The sequence below is a fragment of the Kitasatospora sp. RG8 genome, from assembly GCF_017813315.1.
Taxonomy (GTDB): domain Bacteria; phylum Actinomycetota; class Actinomycetes; order Streptomycetales; family Streptomycetaceae; genus Kitasatospora.
In genome coordinates this window covers 107,440-121,256 of the sequence record NZ_JAGIYX010000027.1, presented here as the reverse complement: position 1 = coordinate 121,256, position 13,817 = coordinate 107,440, and the positions used below count along the sequence as shown (strand labels likewise).

The 13,817-nt window shown below is 72.4% G+C and carries 12 protein-coding genes; 1 reads left to right on the top strand and 11 read right to left on the bottom strand.

Translation table 11 applies throughout. The features are described 5' to 3' along the window. Window positions 1-59 precede the first annotated feature (59 nt). The 10 genes from J5Y04_RS31520 to J5Y04_RS31475 all read right to left on the bottom strand — a co-directional run bounded on the left by J5Y04_RS31520 (window position 60) and on the right by J5Y04_RS31475 (window position 12,039). A complete protein-coding gene (locus J5Y04_RS31520; protein WP_209415810.1) occupies window positions 60-554 on the bottom strand; it encodes a hypothetical protein in 495 nt (164 codons plus the stop codon). 19 nt (window positions 555-573) lie between these two features. Beyond that, on the bottom strand, window positions 574-1,803 hold the full coding sequence (locus J5Y04_RS31515) for a NucA/NucB deoxyribonuclease domain-containing protein (protein WP_209415809.1): 1,230 nt from the start codon (window positions 1,801-1,803) through the stop codon (window positions 574-576). A 102-nt stretch (window positions 1,804-1,905) separates the two neighbouring features. After that, the gene (locus J5Y04_RS31510) at window positions 1,906-2,424 is read right to left on the bottom strand and encodes a hypothetical protein (RefSeq protein ID WP_209415808.1); all 519 of its coding nucleotides are present in this window, start codon (window positions 2,422-2,424) and stop codon (window positions 1,906-1,908) included. Between the two features lie 261 nt (window positions 2,425-2,685). Continuing rightward, the gene (locus J5Y04_RS31505; protein WP_209415807.1) at window positions 2,686-2,964 is read right to left on the bottom strand and encodes a methyltransferase domain-containing protein; all 279 of its coding nucleotides are present in this window, start codon (window positions 2,962-2,964) and stop codon (window positions 2,686-2,688) included. Window positions 2,965-3,191: 227 nt separating this feature from the next. Next, window positions 3,192-3,569, bottom strand: coding sequence for a hypothetical protein (locus tag J5Y04_RS31500; protein ID WP_209415806.1), 378 nt, complete (start codon window positions 3,567-3,569; stop codon window positions 3,192-3,194). 41 nt (window positions 3,570-3,610) lie between these two features. Next, on the bottom strand, window positions 3,611-5,194 hold the full coding sequence (locus tag J5Y04_RS43720; RefSeq protein WP_209415805.1) for a restriction endonuclease fold toxin-2 domain-containing protein: 1,584 nt from the start codon (window positions 5,192-5,194) through the stop codon (window positions 3,611-3,613). A gap of 382 nt (window positions 5,195-5,576) precedes the next feature. After that, window positions 5,577-6,254, bottom strand: coding sequence for a transcriptional repressor LexA (gene lexA, locus J5Y04_RS31490; RefSeq protein ID WP_209415804.1), 678 nt, complete (start codon window positions 6,252-6,254; stop codon window positions 5,577-5,579). 110 nt (window positions 6,255-6,364) lie between these two features. Then, the gene (locus tag J5Y04_RS31485; protein ID WP_209415803.1) at window positions 6,365-9,655 is read right to left on the bottom strand and encodes an error-prone DNA polymerase; all 3,291 of its coding nucleotides are present in this window, start codon (window positions 9,653-9,655) and stop codon (window positions 6,365-6,367) included. Between the two features lie 130 nt (window positions 9,656-9,785). Next, window positions 9,786-11,324, bottom strand: a complete 1,539-nt coding sequence (locus J5Y04_RS31480) for a DNA polymerase Y family protein (RefSeq protein WP_209415802.1) — start codon at window positions 11,322-11,324, stop codon at window positions 9,786-9,788. Between the two features lies 1 nt (window position 11,325). Further along, on the bottom strand, window positions 11,326-12,039 hold the full coding sequence (locus J5Y04_RS31475; RefSeq protein ID WP_209415801.1) for a hypothetical protein: 714 nt from the start codon (window positions 12,037-12,039) through the stop codon (window positions 11,326-11,328). Between the two features lie 175 nt (window positions 12,040-12,214). Here J5Y04_RS31475 and J5Y04_RS31470 point away from each other — a divergent pair, with 175 nt between their 5' ends. After that, a complete protein-coding gene (locus J5Y04_RS31470) occupies window positions 12,215-13,126 on the top strand; it encodes a DNA-3-methyladenine glycosylase (protein ID WP_209415800.1) in 912 nt (303 codons plus the stop codon). Between the two features lie 116 nt (window positions 13,127-13,242). On the opposite strand, the gene J5Y04_RS31465 is transcribed toward J5Y04_RS31470, so the two are convergent. Beyond that, window positions 13,243-13,728 (bottom strand): hypothetical protein, encoded by a 486-nt coding sequence (locus J5Y04_RS31465; RefSeq protein WP_209415799.1) that lies wholly within the window; start codon window positions 13,726-13,728, stop codon window positions 13,243-13,245. Between the last annotated feature and the right edge of the window lie 89 nt (window positions 13,729-13,817).

Sequence of the window (13,817 nt, the reverse complement as noted above, 5' to 3'; positions counted from 1 at the left end):
GGCCGATGTCGCCGGGGCTGGCAGTCGGCCGTCAGCGGCCCGGACTCGTCGGCACACCTCTAGGCACCGACACTGGCGGCGCCTTCCTTCTGTGGCCACAGGCGCAGGAGCCAGTGTTCGGCCTGGTGTGGGATGGGTTCGCTGGTGGGTTCGGGGTCGTCTCGGTGGATGGTGAGGGTGTAGCGGCCGGCCGGGACGCTCAGGGCGTCCTTGGTGGGGAGGTTCGAGACGCCTGAGGTGAGGGTGAGCCGGCCGCCCTCGAATTCGATGGTGTGCTGGGCGTGGTGGGGCCACGGAGGTGTTGGGGGTGCGGGTGGTGCGCCCCAGTACTGGAGGGTGATCAGGGGGTAGTGGTCGGACAGGGCGCTGTTGAAGGTGAGGGCGCCGGTTCCGGTGGTGGCGAGTTGGCCGGGCCGGGGGGTGGGTGGTTGGTCGTCGGCCTCGCCGCTTGGCAGGGCGGCGGTGTCGACGAGGTGGAAGAGGTGGTGCTCGGCGCGGACCTCGGTGCGGAGTTCGGCGATCGGTGCAGGTGCGGGGGTGGGCTGGGGCGTCATCGGGTCTCTGGGGTGGCGGTCAGGGGTCGACCTGCACGTAGAAGGGGTCGTTGGTGAGGTCACTGCCGAGGATGCGCCGGTTCTGGTAGAAGGCGCTGAGTTTGCCTCCGACGCCGCGGTTGTCCCAGTCGTGAATGGGCTCGACGCTGTAGTTCTTGAGGTTGTCGTCGGCGCCTTCAAGGGTGGAGGCGAAGGGGTACTCGTCGCAGTCCAGGCCTTCGTGGGCGTAGTTGGGGAAGTACTTTTCGCAGGCGGCGACCGAGACCTTGCGGTGGGCGTCGATCGCGGCGTCGTCGGCGACGCGATGCAGCGGCGCGGCTCCCGGGGCTCCGGGGATGTTCTTGTTCGGGGCGTCGGGAACCGTCTGGTCCGGGTGGTATTGGGCGGTGATGATGTGGTCGGCGGACTCGGGGTAGTCGGCGTGGCTGATGTGCAGTGACTCGGTGACCCAGGGGAAGATGCAGCCCTCGCCGGCTGCGGTGTTCACGATGTAGGTGGCGGAGTCGCAGCGGATTCCGCTGTTGGGCCCGTCGTAGGGGTTGGCCGCGCCCTCGCCGATGACCGAGACGTGTGCGGCGAGGTCGGCGTAGCTGATGAGGGCGGTGCCGAGGCCGCCGGCGCCGTCCTGCCGGAAGGAGTAGTAGCGGCTGGTGAGTCCCTCTGCGGCCCACTGGCCGATCGGCTGGACGTAGGGGCCGCCGAAGCCGCTGTCGACGACGCAGGGGCCGAAGCCGGGCCGGGCGGTGCAGGTGACGTTGACGCTGAGCGGCACCTCGGCGATGTCGCCTTCGAGGCGCCAGTTCCCGAAGACCTGGACGACGTCGACTTCGCGGCGCACGTTGTGGCCGTACTGGACGTCGGTCATCTCGGCGTCCGCGCTGCCGGTCACGGAGCAGAAGATCCACCAGCAGGTGACGTGGGCCGGATGGAGTTCGAAGGCCTGGCAGGTGACGAACCGCGACTTGCCGTATCCCTGGTCGTGGAAGGCCGAGTCCTGTTCGCGGCACTCGTAGGCGGCGAGCTCGTCCTGGCCCGAGCGCCTGGCGGCGCGGGGGGCGTGGTTCTCGTTGGGCCCGGGCGGGATGCTTCGGATGTCGCGGAGGAGCCGGTCGAGTGGCTGCTCGTGGCCGGGCTCGGTCAGCGGGACGTGCGCGGGGGCCAGCAGGACGTAGTCCCGGCGTCCCGAGGCGTCGTCGGAGCCGGCCGCATGGGCGGGTGCGGCGGCAGTGGCGACCGCCAGCAGAGCCATGCACAGGGCAGTCAGTACGCTGCGGGGTCGGGGGCCGTGGCCCGGGGTGCGGCGGCCGGAGCGCATCATTGCCTCATTCCTGCGTGGTGGACGGCTCGGGGCTCAGGAGCGGGGGTCGATGCGCCAGCCGTGGGCATCGCCGAGCACGCTTTCCGAGGTGTCGGTGATGACCTGCCGGGTGTAGCCGTCACGGAACAGGCGGAACTTGACGTCGAAGGCGGCCAGGTCGTTGGCGCACTTGCTGGTGGAGTAGCAGTGGTCCACCCGGATCTTGAGGATGACGGTGCGGTAGTCGGGGGTCTGGTCCTGGTTCTGGAACCAGGCGCGGACCTTCCAGCCGGCGAGCCCGTAGCCCCGGTTCGGCGCGGCCTGGGCGACCTCGAAGGTCCACTCGTTGGCGGGTGTGAAGGCGCAGGCGTTGATGGAGGTGTCGACCTCGGCAGCGCGTTCCCAGTCGCCGTAGATGTCCAGCGCTTGCAGGTGGTAGGTGGGAGAGGGGGCGCAGGCCGTGGTGCCCTGGAGGGTCTTCGCAGACGCGTCGGGCGCGGCGGTGACCAGGGCGGTGGCCGCCAGGAAGGCCACGGCCAGTCGGCGGTTCATGCGGCGCGTGATGCTGTTCATGTGGTCGCTCCTCGCCAGTGATGGTTCGCATCCTACCCAATAATAGTGACGCATAGTCATCTCGCGCATACTCAGAGTCCTGAATCGATGGCGGGCGCTGCGAGCTGCCATCAGCCTCGGCCACCCCCGCCACGAGCCCCCTGCGCAGGCCGGCACGCGTGCGTGCCGAGCGCATCGCTTCCTGACGCCCTCGGATGGCCGACCGTCAGGACGGGGCACGGGCCTGGATGTCGAGCAGCGGGCCGCGTCACAGGGACCTGGTCAACCCGTGCCGGGCACGCCGCCGCCCGGGTGAAGAGCCAGCCCGCCGTACGGTGCCCCGTCCTTCCAGCCGAGCGAGCCGTCCGCGCAGACGGCGGTCGGCCGGTAGCCGGCCCGCTCGAGTGCGGTGCGGGCCTGGGCGGAGATCTGCGGGTCGATCTCGACAGTGGTCACGTTCGCGTCGCCGAGCCGGTGGGCGAGCAGCGCGGCGTTCGAGCCGGTGCCGGTCCCCTGCTCCAGCACCCGCATCCCCGGCTCGGCCTGGAGGTCGGCCAGCATCGAGGCGACCAGCGGGAGGCAGCACCCTCACCACCGAGTCGGCTCCCACACTCGGCCGCCCCCACCGACCAGGAGCCTCATAGTCCGGGTGACCATGGACGGCGAGGATGCTGTGCGTGTCCGCGATTCCGGTCGGTCGGACATGCATGCCGGGGTCAGCCTTTCGAGGCAGGCACGGGACATGAGTCTGCTGCCTCGTCGGGGAGTTGGCAGTTCTCCGAAACTCGCTACGTGCCGAAGCTGCGGATGAACGCCTGTAGGTCTGCGCTCAGGTCCAGCGGTTCCATGGTGGCGTCGTAGTCGATCCACCAGACCACGGGGACAGTGGGGGCGAGCTCGCGCAGCACCGTATAGATGACGGTCAGCGGCGCGGACCAGGGCTCGCGGTCGGCGAAGGAGAACACGCGATGCCGCAGGCTGAAGGAGAGCTCCGCCAACTGGCCCGGCTCCACTTCCACCTGGATCTCCAGATGACGCCCTTCGAAGAACTCGCCCACCGATGCGCCGGGCCAGTTCCTGATGACGGACTCCTCCAGCTGTTCGCGTGTGAACGGCCATGGTCCGGTCTGCTCTCGGTCGGAGCTGACGTAGAACTCGGATCCCACAGGTGCTCTCGTTTCTGTCGGTGCCCTGCGCCGAGCGCAGGTCAGGGAACGACCCGGACACGGCCGGTGACGTTGTTGGCGGCCATCAGCGCCTCGAAGTAGGCGGACGCCTTCGAGTCGTTGGTGATCAGTTCGAGGTGGTTGACCTTGTTACGGGGGTCTTTGATCGCGGAAGCGTATTTTTCCAGCTTCTTCTCCTCCCCCTCCATGGTCTTCTCGTACGCCAACTCGAAGATGCCGTCAGCGTTCTCCAGACGGAAGGGCGACTTGCAGCTGCTGTTCTGGCCTATGTACTTGGCGTCGATGGCAGCGCCGTCCTCGGGGCGGACACCGTCGGCGTCCATGCCCAGCTCCCGGCCGTCCGGGTCGGTCACCGTGGTGTAGAGCCGGTACTCCGTCGACCCGGCGACACGCAGCTGGTACGCCCGGCGCCTGTCGATCTTCAGGGTCCCACTCGGTCCGGGCAGCTGGGAGGTCCTCCCGTCGGCCGCCAGCTGCGCCATCCAGGTCTGGATGGCGGCCTGCTGGGGCGGTGGCAGGACGGGGAAGGGGCTTGCCGGATCGTGCGGCAGTGGCGGCGTGCCCGGTGTGACCGTGTAGAGGGGCGGTTTGGGGGCGGCGGCCGCACTGGTCGCTCCGGCCAGGACCACGGCCGTGCCGGCAACGGTCGCGGTCACGACAGCGCCGACCGGGATGATGCTCGCTGCTGCCGCGTCGACGACGGCGGCGGCCTCGGCCAGGACCGCGAGCTCGGCGCTGCCCTCGATGGCCGCGGTCAGGGCGACCGCGGCCGCGCCGGCCTCGGCAGCGATCGCGGCCTCCCCTCCAGCGGCCGCCGCGTCCGAGAGGCCGAACGTGAACACCGTCAGCGCGATTCCGGCGCCGGCGACGATGCCGGCGGCGATGGCCAGATTCTCCAAGGTGTCGCGGAGGTCCTCGACCTCCTGGGCGTAGGACTCACACGCCACACCGAGCTTGTAGGCCGCATTCGTGATGCTGTTCAGCAACGGCCCCGACGTGGCGCAGCCGTCGTGCACCTTCGCCCAGTTCGCCACGAACGAGTCGACGGCGTCCGAGCTGCTGGACGCACTGACCCGCTGGACCCGCTTGTCACCCTCGACGCCGAGCCGGCTGATCAGCTCCGCAAGGTGCTTCCAGTCCTTGGCGGCCTGGCGCAGCTTCGCCGGGTCGCCCTGGGGCCAGAACTTGGCGAGGATCTCGTGCACGGCCCCGCCCCCGGCGTGGCCCACTGCGGACTGGAGCTTGGCCTTGGCCGCTTCCTCGTCGCACTGCGGGTTGGCGGAGGCCGGTAGTTTCTGTGGAGCCTGCAGCCGGGCTGCGATCTCGGCATCGGCCTGAAGGTAGCTGATGGCCATCGTGTACAGGCCGTTCGCGGTGCCACCGAGCTGACCGACCACCTGTGCCAACGCGTCGACCACCTTTTGGGCGGCCGGGTCGTACTTCGCCCCGAACTTCTTGCCCGCGTCGTCATCGCCTGCCATGCCCGCTGCGGCATCAAGTGAGCCGACCATCCCGCGGTAGATCTGTGCCGCCGAAATCTGCAGATCGGTGAAGCCGGCCGACGACAGCAGCATGTCCGTCGGCTTGACGTGAAAACCCGTCACTGCCACCCCCCGGGTTTGTCGTGCTCCCGCCTCACCGTAGCAACCAGCACAAGAACCTCAGTGGGACTCCAGCCAGCCAGAGGTCCACCGCGGATCAGGCAGGAGTTGTCATGCCGTCGCCGACCTGGACCGGATCACCCCCGGGTGCGCGCCGCACGCCTTTGGGGCGACGCGCCCCCGGGCCGCTCACCTGGCGACGCGGTACGGGAGGTCTCCACGGCCCTCGGCATGGTCGCAGGGACTTCACCAACGAGTCGGCGACCTACTCCACCGCTGCACTCGCCCCGCTCGCGCCCGGCGGCAACAGCTCCGGCGCGCGTGCCCGGACCGCCGGTCCGCCTCATCGTCGGATGTGCGTCGCCGGCCCGCCGCCCCCCGGAGGTCAGAGGCGGCGGAGGACGGCGACGACCTTGCCAAGGATGGTTGCGGTGTCGCCCGGTATCGGCTCGTAGGCCGGGTTGTGCGGCATGAGCCAGGCTTGGCCGTCGGCGCGCTTGAGGCGCTTGACGGTGGCTTCGCCGTCGATCATCGCGGCCACGATGTCGCCGTTCTCGGCAACTGCTTGGCGGCGGACGACCACGGTGTCGCAGTCCTCGATGGCTGCGCCGGTCATGGAGTCGCCCTGCACGGTGAGGGCGAACAGCTGTCCGCCGCCGACGAGTCGGCGGGGGAGGCGGAGCTGGTCCTCGATGTGCTGTTCGGCGAGGATCGGGCCGCCTGCGGCGATCCGGCCGATCAGCGGGACGGTCACGGTGTCCGGTGCCGGCTGTGGTGGTGCTTCGAGGTCCTCGCTGAGGAGGCAGTAGGCGCGGGGGCGGTGCGGGTCCTTCGCGACCAGGCCCATTTTCTGGAGCCGGTCGAGTTGGTGGGCGACCGAGCTGGAGCTGGAGAGGCCGACGGCCTCTCCGATTTCGCGGATGGACGGCGGGTAGCCGCGGCGCCGGACCGAGTCTTTGATGGCCTCGATCACCCGGCGCTGGCGCTCGGTCAGGCCGTCGTCTCCGACCCGGATGCCCTTGGGCCTGCCGCTGCGGGCACGCGAGGTGGTGGTGTCGGCCATGGCGCCCTTTCGGTGGTTCGGCAGTTGACTGTATCCCGCGCCGACCGGACCGGTCACCGGGGTTGGGTCGCTGACCTGCGCGAACACGGGGAATGGGATGTGGGTCTGGTTCATCGGAAGTCCCGGCTCCTGCTTCCGGGGGCGAGGGTGAGCGGGGTGAGGCGGGTGGCCACGAGGTTGATCGCGCCGTCGCGGCGCTCGGCGGTGCCGTGGACGAGCAGGCCGGCGTTCTGCAGGGCGACGCGCTTCTGGCGCTCCCACACGTGGGGCTGGCAGATGATGTTGACGAGGCCGGTCTCGTCCTCAAGGGAGATGAACAGGACGCCGCCGGCGGTGGGCGGGCGCTGGCGGTGGGTGACCAGGCCGCCGACGGCGACCAGCGCGCCGGGGGCGGCGCCGGCCTTGAAGTCGGCGGCGGTCAGGGCGCCGCAGCGCTGAAGGTGGGGGCGGGCGTGCTGGACGGGGTGGCCGGTGGCGGAGGCGCCGGTGGCCCACAGGTCGGCGATGGTCTCCTCGATGGCGGTCATCTCCGGCAGGCCGGCCGGTGCGGTGAGCGCCGGGGCGGTGCCGGGCAGCATGCCGTCGGTGGTGCGGGCGAGCAGTCCGGCCGACCACAGCGCCTGGCGTCGGGTGACGCCGAGGCTGGCGAAGGCGCCAGCGGTGGCGAGGGCTTCGAGGACAGGGGCGGGCAGGGCGGTGCGGCGGGCGAAGTCCTCCAGGTCGGTGTAGGGACGGCCCGCGGCGATGGTGTCAGCCTGGTCGGGGCCGAGGCCGCGCACCGCCGACAGGCCGAGCCGGATCGCCGGCCGGCCGGGCGCCGCCCCTTCCCCGTCACCGGCGGCCGGTGTCAGCGGTTCGAGGGTGGGGGCGCCGGCGCTGTGGTTGATGTCGACCGGCAGCACGGTGACGCCGTGGCGGCGGGCGTCGTTGATGAGGGTGAGCGGGGAGTAGAAGCCCATCGGCTGGTTGGCCAGCAGCGCGCAGGTGAAGGCCTCCGGGTAGTGGTACTTCAGCCACGCGGACGCGTACACCAGCAGCGCGAAGCTCGCGGCGTGGCTCTCGGGGAAGCCGTAGCTGGAGAAGGCGTCGATCTTGGTGTAGACGTCGTCGGCGACCTCGGCTGGGATGCCGCGCCCGGCCATGCCGGCGAGGAGGCGCTCGCGCAGTTCGGCGACCCGCTCGTGGGAGCGTTTGGAGCCCATCGCCTGGCGGAGCCGGTCGGCCTCGGTGGGGGTGAAGCCGGCGCAGTCGATGGCGAGCTGCATCATCTGCTCCTGGAACAGCGGCACGCCGAGGGTCTTGGCGAGGGCGCGTTCCATCAGCGGGTGCGGGATCGTCGCCTTCTCGTGGCCGTTGCGGCGGCGGATGTAGGGGTGGACGGAGCCGCCCTGGATCGGGCCCGGGCGGATCAGGGCGACCTGCACGACCAGGTCGTAGAACTTGGTCGGGCGCATGCGGGGCAGTGCGGAGGCCTGCGCGCGTGACTCGACCTGGAAGACGCCGACCGTGTCGGCGCGGCACAGCATCTGGTAGACGTCCGGGTCGTCCGGGGGGATGGTGGCGAGGTCGTAGCGGATGCCGTGGTGCTGCGCGATCAGGTCGCAGGTGTCGTGGAGCGCGGCGAGCATTCCGAGCCCGAGGAGGTCGATCTTGACCAGGCCCGCCTCGGCCACGCTGTCCTTGTCCCACTGCAGCACGCTGCGCCCGGGCATGGTGGCCCACTCGGTGGGGCAGGTCTCCGCGATCGGTTCGCGGGTGAGGACCATGCCGCCGGAGTGGATGCCGAGGTGGCGGGGCAGGCCGCGGAGCTGGCCGGCGAGTTCGCGCACATCGGCGGGCACCGGCGCGTCCGGCGGAGGCATCTCGTGCCAGCCCGTCTCCTTGCTGAAGCGGTCGAGGTCTCCGGTGGCGTAGCCGAGGACCCTCGCCGCGTCGCGGACGGCGAGGCGGGGCTGGTAGGTGATGACGTTGGCGACCTGGGCGGCGTGGTCGCGGCCGTAGGTGTCGTAGCAGTACTGGATGACTTCCTCGCGGCGCCGGTGCTCGATGTCCAGGTCGATGTCCGGCGGGCCGTCGCGCTCCGGCGACAGGAACCGCTCGAAGAGCAGGCCGTAGTGGATCGGGTCCACGGAGGTGATGCCCAGGGCGTAGCAGACGGCGGAGTTGGCGGCGGAGCCGCGGCCCTGGCACCAGACGTTGCTGCGGCGGGCGAAGTCGACGATGTCGTGGACGATGAGGAAGTAGCCGGCCATGCCGAGTTGTTCGATGACGTCGAGCTCGTAGGCGATCTGGCGGTGGGCCTTGTCGTTGCCGGGGGCGAAGCGGGTGGCGGCCGCCTGGTGGGTGAGCTGGCGCAGGAAGGTGGCCTCGGTGTGGCCGGCCGGCACGGGGAAGCCGGGTAGTTGCGGGGCGAGGTCGCGGAAGTCGAACGCGCAGGCGCGGCCGAGGTCGACCGTGTTCTGTTGGATGCCGGGCCAGGGGGCGAGGCGGGTGGTCATCTCGGCCGGTGAGCGCAGGTGCGCGGTGCCGGCCGCCGCGAGGTAGGGCTCGGCGTCGGCCAGGGAGCGGTTCTGGCGCAGGGCGGCGAGGGCCTGGGCGAGGCGGGCCTGGGCCGGGGTGGCGTGGTGGGCGGCGGTGGTGGCCACCACCGTGAGGCCGGTGCGGGTGGCGAGGGCGGCGAGGGCGTCGTTGCGGTCGTCGTCGCCGGGCAGCTTGTGGTCGGTCAGCTCGACGTACACGTTGTCGTGGCCGAAGGCCTCGGTGAGGGTGTGCAGTTCGCGTTCGGCGCCGGCCTCGCCCTCGTTGTCCAGGGCGCGGCGCACCGCGCCCTTGCGGCAGCCGGTCAGGACTGCCCAGTGGCCGTCGTGGGCGGCTTTGAGGTGGTCGCGGTTGTAGCGGGGGCGGCGTTTGCCTTCGCCGGCCAGGTGCGCGTCGCCGATGGCCTTGGCGAGGCGGCGGTATCCCTGCGGGCCGCGGGCCAGGACGAGCAGGTGTTCGCCGTCCTGGTCCGGTGTGCCGGTCGGCGCGAGGTCTGCGTCCAGGGTCAGCTCGGCCCCGAACACCGTGCCGATGCCGGCGCGGCGGGCTTCGGCGGCGAGCACGGCGGCCGCGTACAGGCCGTCGTGGTCGGTGATGGCGAGGGTCTCGATGCCGAGGCGGGCGGCTTCGGCGACCAGTTGTGCGGGGTCGCTGGCGCCGTCGAGGAAGCTGTAGGTGGTGTGGACGTGCAGCTCCGCCCAGCCCGCACCAGCCGGGACCTGCCGGGGCGGTGGGGTGGGTTCCTGGCGCTGCGCCGGGCCGGGGAAGGGAACCACTGTGCTGTCCGCGGCCGGGGGCCGGGCGCCGGTCATCCGCCGGTGCAGCTCGCTCCAGGGGAGCGTGTGGTGGCTGTTGAACTTCATCGTGCGTGTCCTGAAACGTGGTGGTGCTCGGTGGTCCGGGTGCGGGGGCGGGGGCGGGGCGGCCGGGGTGGCAGCCGGAGCGTCCGTCCGGTGGAGGGGCAGCTCCCCCAAGCGGTGCCGTCCGTCGCCGTCAGGTGTCGTAGTCGCCTTCGAGGTGCCAGCGCCCGCCCATGACGGCGAGCAGGAAGGCGCGGCCGTCGTCGGCGGTGACCTGCATCCGTGCGGTGCGCCGGGCTTCTGCGGGGTCCCACCAGCGTTCCTGCTCCGGCCACGGCCCGGCCCAGCCGGCCACCCGCGCCGTGTCCCCCGGGCCCAGCACCAGGCGGTCGGGGGTTCCGGCGACTTCGGCCCGCGCGGTGACCTGCACGTCCCGGCCGTCGGCGTCCAGCAGCCGGACCGGCCGCGGCATGGCCGGAACGTATGTAGGGGACGGCGCGGGCAGCCGGCCCGGCCAGGGCCCGTCCGCCCGGCGCTCCTGGTGCGCGTCGCCCCACGGGGTGCGCACCACCCGGTCGCCCGGGGCACGGCCGCCGGCCAGTTCCACGGTGACCGGCGCCGTGTGGCCGAGGATGGCCTGCACCCGGGCCACCGCACGCTCCGCCCGCGCAGTGGCCTCCTGGTCGCCGTCGGCCAGGGAGAGCTGCCGGCCCGGATCGCGGACCAGGCCGTCCGGTACCAGCCTCAGCGCGACCACCCCACCCGCCGCCTCCTCGAACAGCCGGTGGTGCTGCCAGGCTTGCAGCTGCCAGCGCACCCGCTCGGCCACCGCCCCCACCGACAGCACGCCCTCGTGACGCCAGGCCCGGGCAGCGGTACTGCCGTCCGCGCACTCGACCTCCACCTCGACCCGCTCGCACGCCAGCCCCGCCCCGGCGAGGCCGGCGTGCAGGCGCTCGGCGAGACCGCGCGCGGCGAACACCAGCGGCTCGGCGAGCGTGTACGGCTGCTCGAACCGCTCCTCGACCGACAGGTCCACGCCCGGCGGCCGGGGCACGACCGGCCGCGCCTCCAGTCCGCGGGCCAGGCGGTGCGCAGCCGTCCCGGCGGCGCCGAACCGGTCGGCGACGCCGGCGGCCGGCAGCGCGGCGAACTGCCCCAGCGTCAGCAGACCGAGCCGGCTCAGCAGGTCGGCCAGCTTCGCGTCCGCCAGCTCGGCGACCGGGAACGGCGCCAGGAACCGGGAGCTGTCCCCTGCCGCGACGATGCGCATGACCCGGGCGGCGAGCTGCGCGGCGAACAAGCCGTCAGCGATGCCGACCCGGCACGGATGTCCTGTCGCCTCGACCGCGTCGACCACCCGCTCGGCCAGGGGCTCCTCGCCGCCGTGAAAGCGTGCGGCCGAGGCGGCCGGGACCGCGAGCAGGCCGGGGCGCAGCACCTCCAGGTGTGCGGCCAGCGCGCCGACCGCGTCCGCGACCGGCTCGAACGCCTTCGCCTCGTCGTCGACGCTGCGTTCGTAGACCTCCAGCCCCGCGAGCAGGGCCTGGGCCGAGCGCAGCTTCTGCCCGCGCCGTACCCCGGCCGCCCGCGCCCCGCTGGTCGCGGCGAGGATCCGGGCGCGCTCCACCACCGCGGCCAGTCGCTGCGATTCCGGCTCTGCCCCCAGCACGGCGACCACCGGCCAGTCCGGGACCCAGCCGACCAGCACCCGCGGCGAGTTCTCGGTCATCTCAGACCACCACCAGCGAACCGCGCCCCGAAGGCACCGGCGCGGCCGTGGACGTCTGCCGGCCCTCGGCAGCGACCGGCGCCAGCGGGCCCGCCGCGCTGTCCAGGCGGACCGCGCCGTGCGCGTCCGGAAGCCACAGGCCCACCCGGCGCTCGCGCGCCGCCGCACCCCGGCCTCCGGCCACCACTGTCACCCGCCGCGCCCTCAGCCGCCCACGGCCCGATCCCAGCCCCTCCCAGGACTGCGACGCCACCCGAAGCCGCACTCGCGCACCCGGCCATCCGCCGGACACCACCACCGCGCACCCGCTGCGCCGCGCCACCGTTGCCAGGCGCTCGGCCAGCGGTCCTGGCGGCGGACCGCCGCGCAGCAGCAGGAGCCCGAAGCCGTCGGCCAGGGCGAGTGCGACTTCCGGCCACCGCTCGTGCGGCGCCTCGACCACGACCAGCCGGCTCAGGTCGACGCCGAGCTCCGCCGCGGCGAGCAGCCCGAGTCCTTCGAAGCCGAGCGCGGCGCACCAGGTGCCGGCCGAGGTGGCGGCGGCCGCCAGGGCGAGCAGCAGCGCCGTTCCTCCTCCGGTCACCGACACGACTGCGCCCGGGCGCAGTCCTCGTTCCGGGAGGAGGTCTTGCAGGGCGGGCAGGACCGGCACCAGCGGTCCGGTGGGCCGGGACAGCTGGAGCTGGGGTGCCAGCGCCGCGAGTGTTGCCTCCATACCCCCAGAATCGAACATGTGAGCGAAAAAGGGAAGCCGGATTCCGCTTTGCTGTTAATCGCTCACTCGTTCGAGTTGATTGCATTACTGCAGGTCACGGCGGTAGAGATGTTGTAGCGTTCAGCGCGCCGCACCCGCGGCGGTACCGCCGCGCCGGAGAGGAGCCGAACTAGCCGTGGAACCGCTCCGACGTACCTGGCACCCCGGCTACCCGCTCGACCTGGGCCACGTCCTCGGCCCGCTGCACCGCGGCGCCGGCGACCCGGTCTCGGCCTGGTCACCCGGCGACCTGTGGCGCGCCTTCCGCACCCCGTGCGGCACCGGCACCATGCGCATCACCGCCCGTCCCGCCGACGGGGAGATCACCGCAGCCGCATGGGGCGCGGCGGCCCCATGGCTCCTGGACCGCCTGCCGGCCATGCTCGGCGCCCACGACACCCCCAACCAGCTCATCCTGCCGCCCGGGCCACTGCGGGAGGTCCAGCGCCGCAACCCGGGCCTGCGCCTCGGGGCCTCCGGCCTGGTCATGGACTCCCTGGTGCCTGCGGTGCTGGAGCAGAAGGTCACGGTCACCGAGGCCAGGAGGGCGTGGAGGTACCTGGTGCGGCGTCATGGTGACCCAGCCCCGGGGCCCCGCACGGACCTGTATGTCGCGCCCGCCGCCCGTCAGTGGGCCCTGATCCCGTCCTGGGAGTGGCACCGCGCCGGTGTGGATCCGAAGCGCTCGGCGACGATCATGCGGGCCGTCCGGCTCGCACCACGGCTCGAAGAAGCGTCCTCCATGAACAGCGCGGACGCCCACGCCCGCCTGGCGAGCGTGCCCGGCATCGGTATCTGGACCGCCGCCGAAACGCTGCAGCGCAGCAACGGCGACGCGGACGCCGTCTCCGTTGGGGACTTCCACCTCGCCAACCACATCGGCCACTTCTTCACCGGGCGGGCGCGCAGCACCGACGACGAGATGCTGGAACTCCTCGCCCCCTACGCCGGCCAGCGCCACCGGGTCTGCAAACTCGCCTTCCTCGCCGGTGCCCGCGCACCGCGTTTCGGCCCACGCCTCGCACCCAACGATCACCGCCGACGGTAGTCGGCCACGCAGCTCCGCTGCCTGTCCGGGAGACCGCCGCGGCGATCTGCCGCTGCGGAGATGCTGGCCGTGGTGCATGTCCCGCGGGCGCGACAGCAGCACGCCGGCGAGTTCGATCAGCGGTCGGCCGGGCCGGTGTCGAGCGTGGCGATGCCGTGCAGCACCAGGCCGACTTCCCGGGCTTCCTCCAGGCGCCGGGTGAAGACGTCGATCCGTTCCTGCGGTGCCAGGTTCATCAGCCCGGGCGGCCACGTGCCCGGCGGCACCACCATCACCACCGCCCCGCCCCGGGCCCCGGCCGCCGACAGCCATCCGGACGAGGCGACGACCGGCGAGGCCGGCTCCCAGACCTGCCGGCCGCCCACCAGCACCAGGCGCGCCAGCAGATCGCCCCGCATCTCCACGACCGCGGTGGTGTCCGGCGGGTCTCCCGCCGCGAGGACGAACCCGCTGTCCACCACGTTCTCGATCAGGTCGCCGTGCAGTCGGGGGCCGACCTCCACGATCACCTCCGCGAACGGCGCCCCGGCCGCCGACTCCCGCACCGCCAGCGCCCACACCATCGGCGCCCGCTCCGGCCCGGCACCCACCTCATCCGCCATGCCCTACCAACGAGCCACCCCAGCGGCCGCACCGGGCTGGGGCTTTGACGGCCCAGCAGGGCATCTGTCAGTGGCAGAGCCACGACCAC

Bases quoted from the DNA above. Each gene is read 5' to 3' on its own strand.
- J5Y04_RS31505 (WP_209415807.1), bottom strand. From the start codon at position 2,964: ATGCTGGCCGACCTCCAGGCCGAGCCGGGGATGCGGGTGCTGGAGCAG.
- J5Y04_RS31465 (WP_209415799.1), bottom strand. From the start codon at position 13,728: ATGGCGGATGAGGTGGGTGCCGGGCCGGAGCGGGCGCCGATGGTGTGG.
- J5Y04_RS31475 (WP_209415801.1), bottom strand. From the start codon at position 12,039: ATGGAGGCAACACTCGCGGCGCTGGCACCCCAGCTCCAGCTGTCCCGG.
- J5Y04_RS31485 (WP_209415803.1), bottom strand. From the start codon at position 9,655: ATGAAGTTCAACAGCCACCACACGCTCCCCTGGAGCGAGCTGCACCGG.
- J5Y04_RS31510 (WP_209415808.1), bottom strand. From the start codon at position 2,424: ATGAACAGCATCACGCGCCGCATGAACCGCCGACTGGCCGTGGCCTTC.
- lexA (WP_209415804.1), bottom strand. From the start codon at position 6,254: ATGGCCGACACCACCACCTCGCGTGCCCGCAGCGGCAGGCCCAAGGGC.
- J5Y04_RS31515 (WP_209415809.1), bottom strand. From the start codon at position 1,803: ATGGCTCTGCTGGCGGTCGCCACTGCCGCCGCACCCGCCCATGCGGCC.
- J5Y04_RS31520 (WP_209415810.1), bottom strand. From the start codon at position 554: ATGACGCCCCAGCCCACCCCCGCACCTGCACCGATCGCCGAACTCCGC.
- J5Y04_RS31480 (WP_209415802.1), bottom strand. From the start codon at position 11,324: ATGACCGAGAACTCGCCGCGGGTGCTGGTCGGCTGGGTCCCGGACTGG.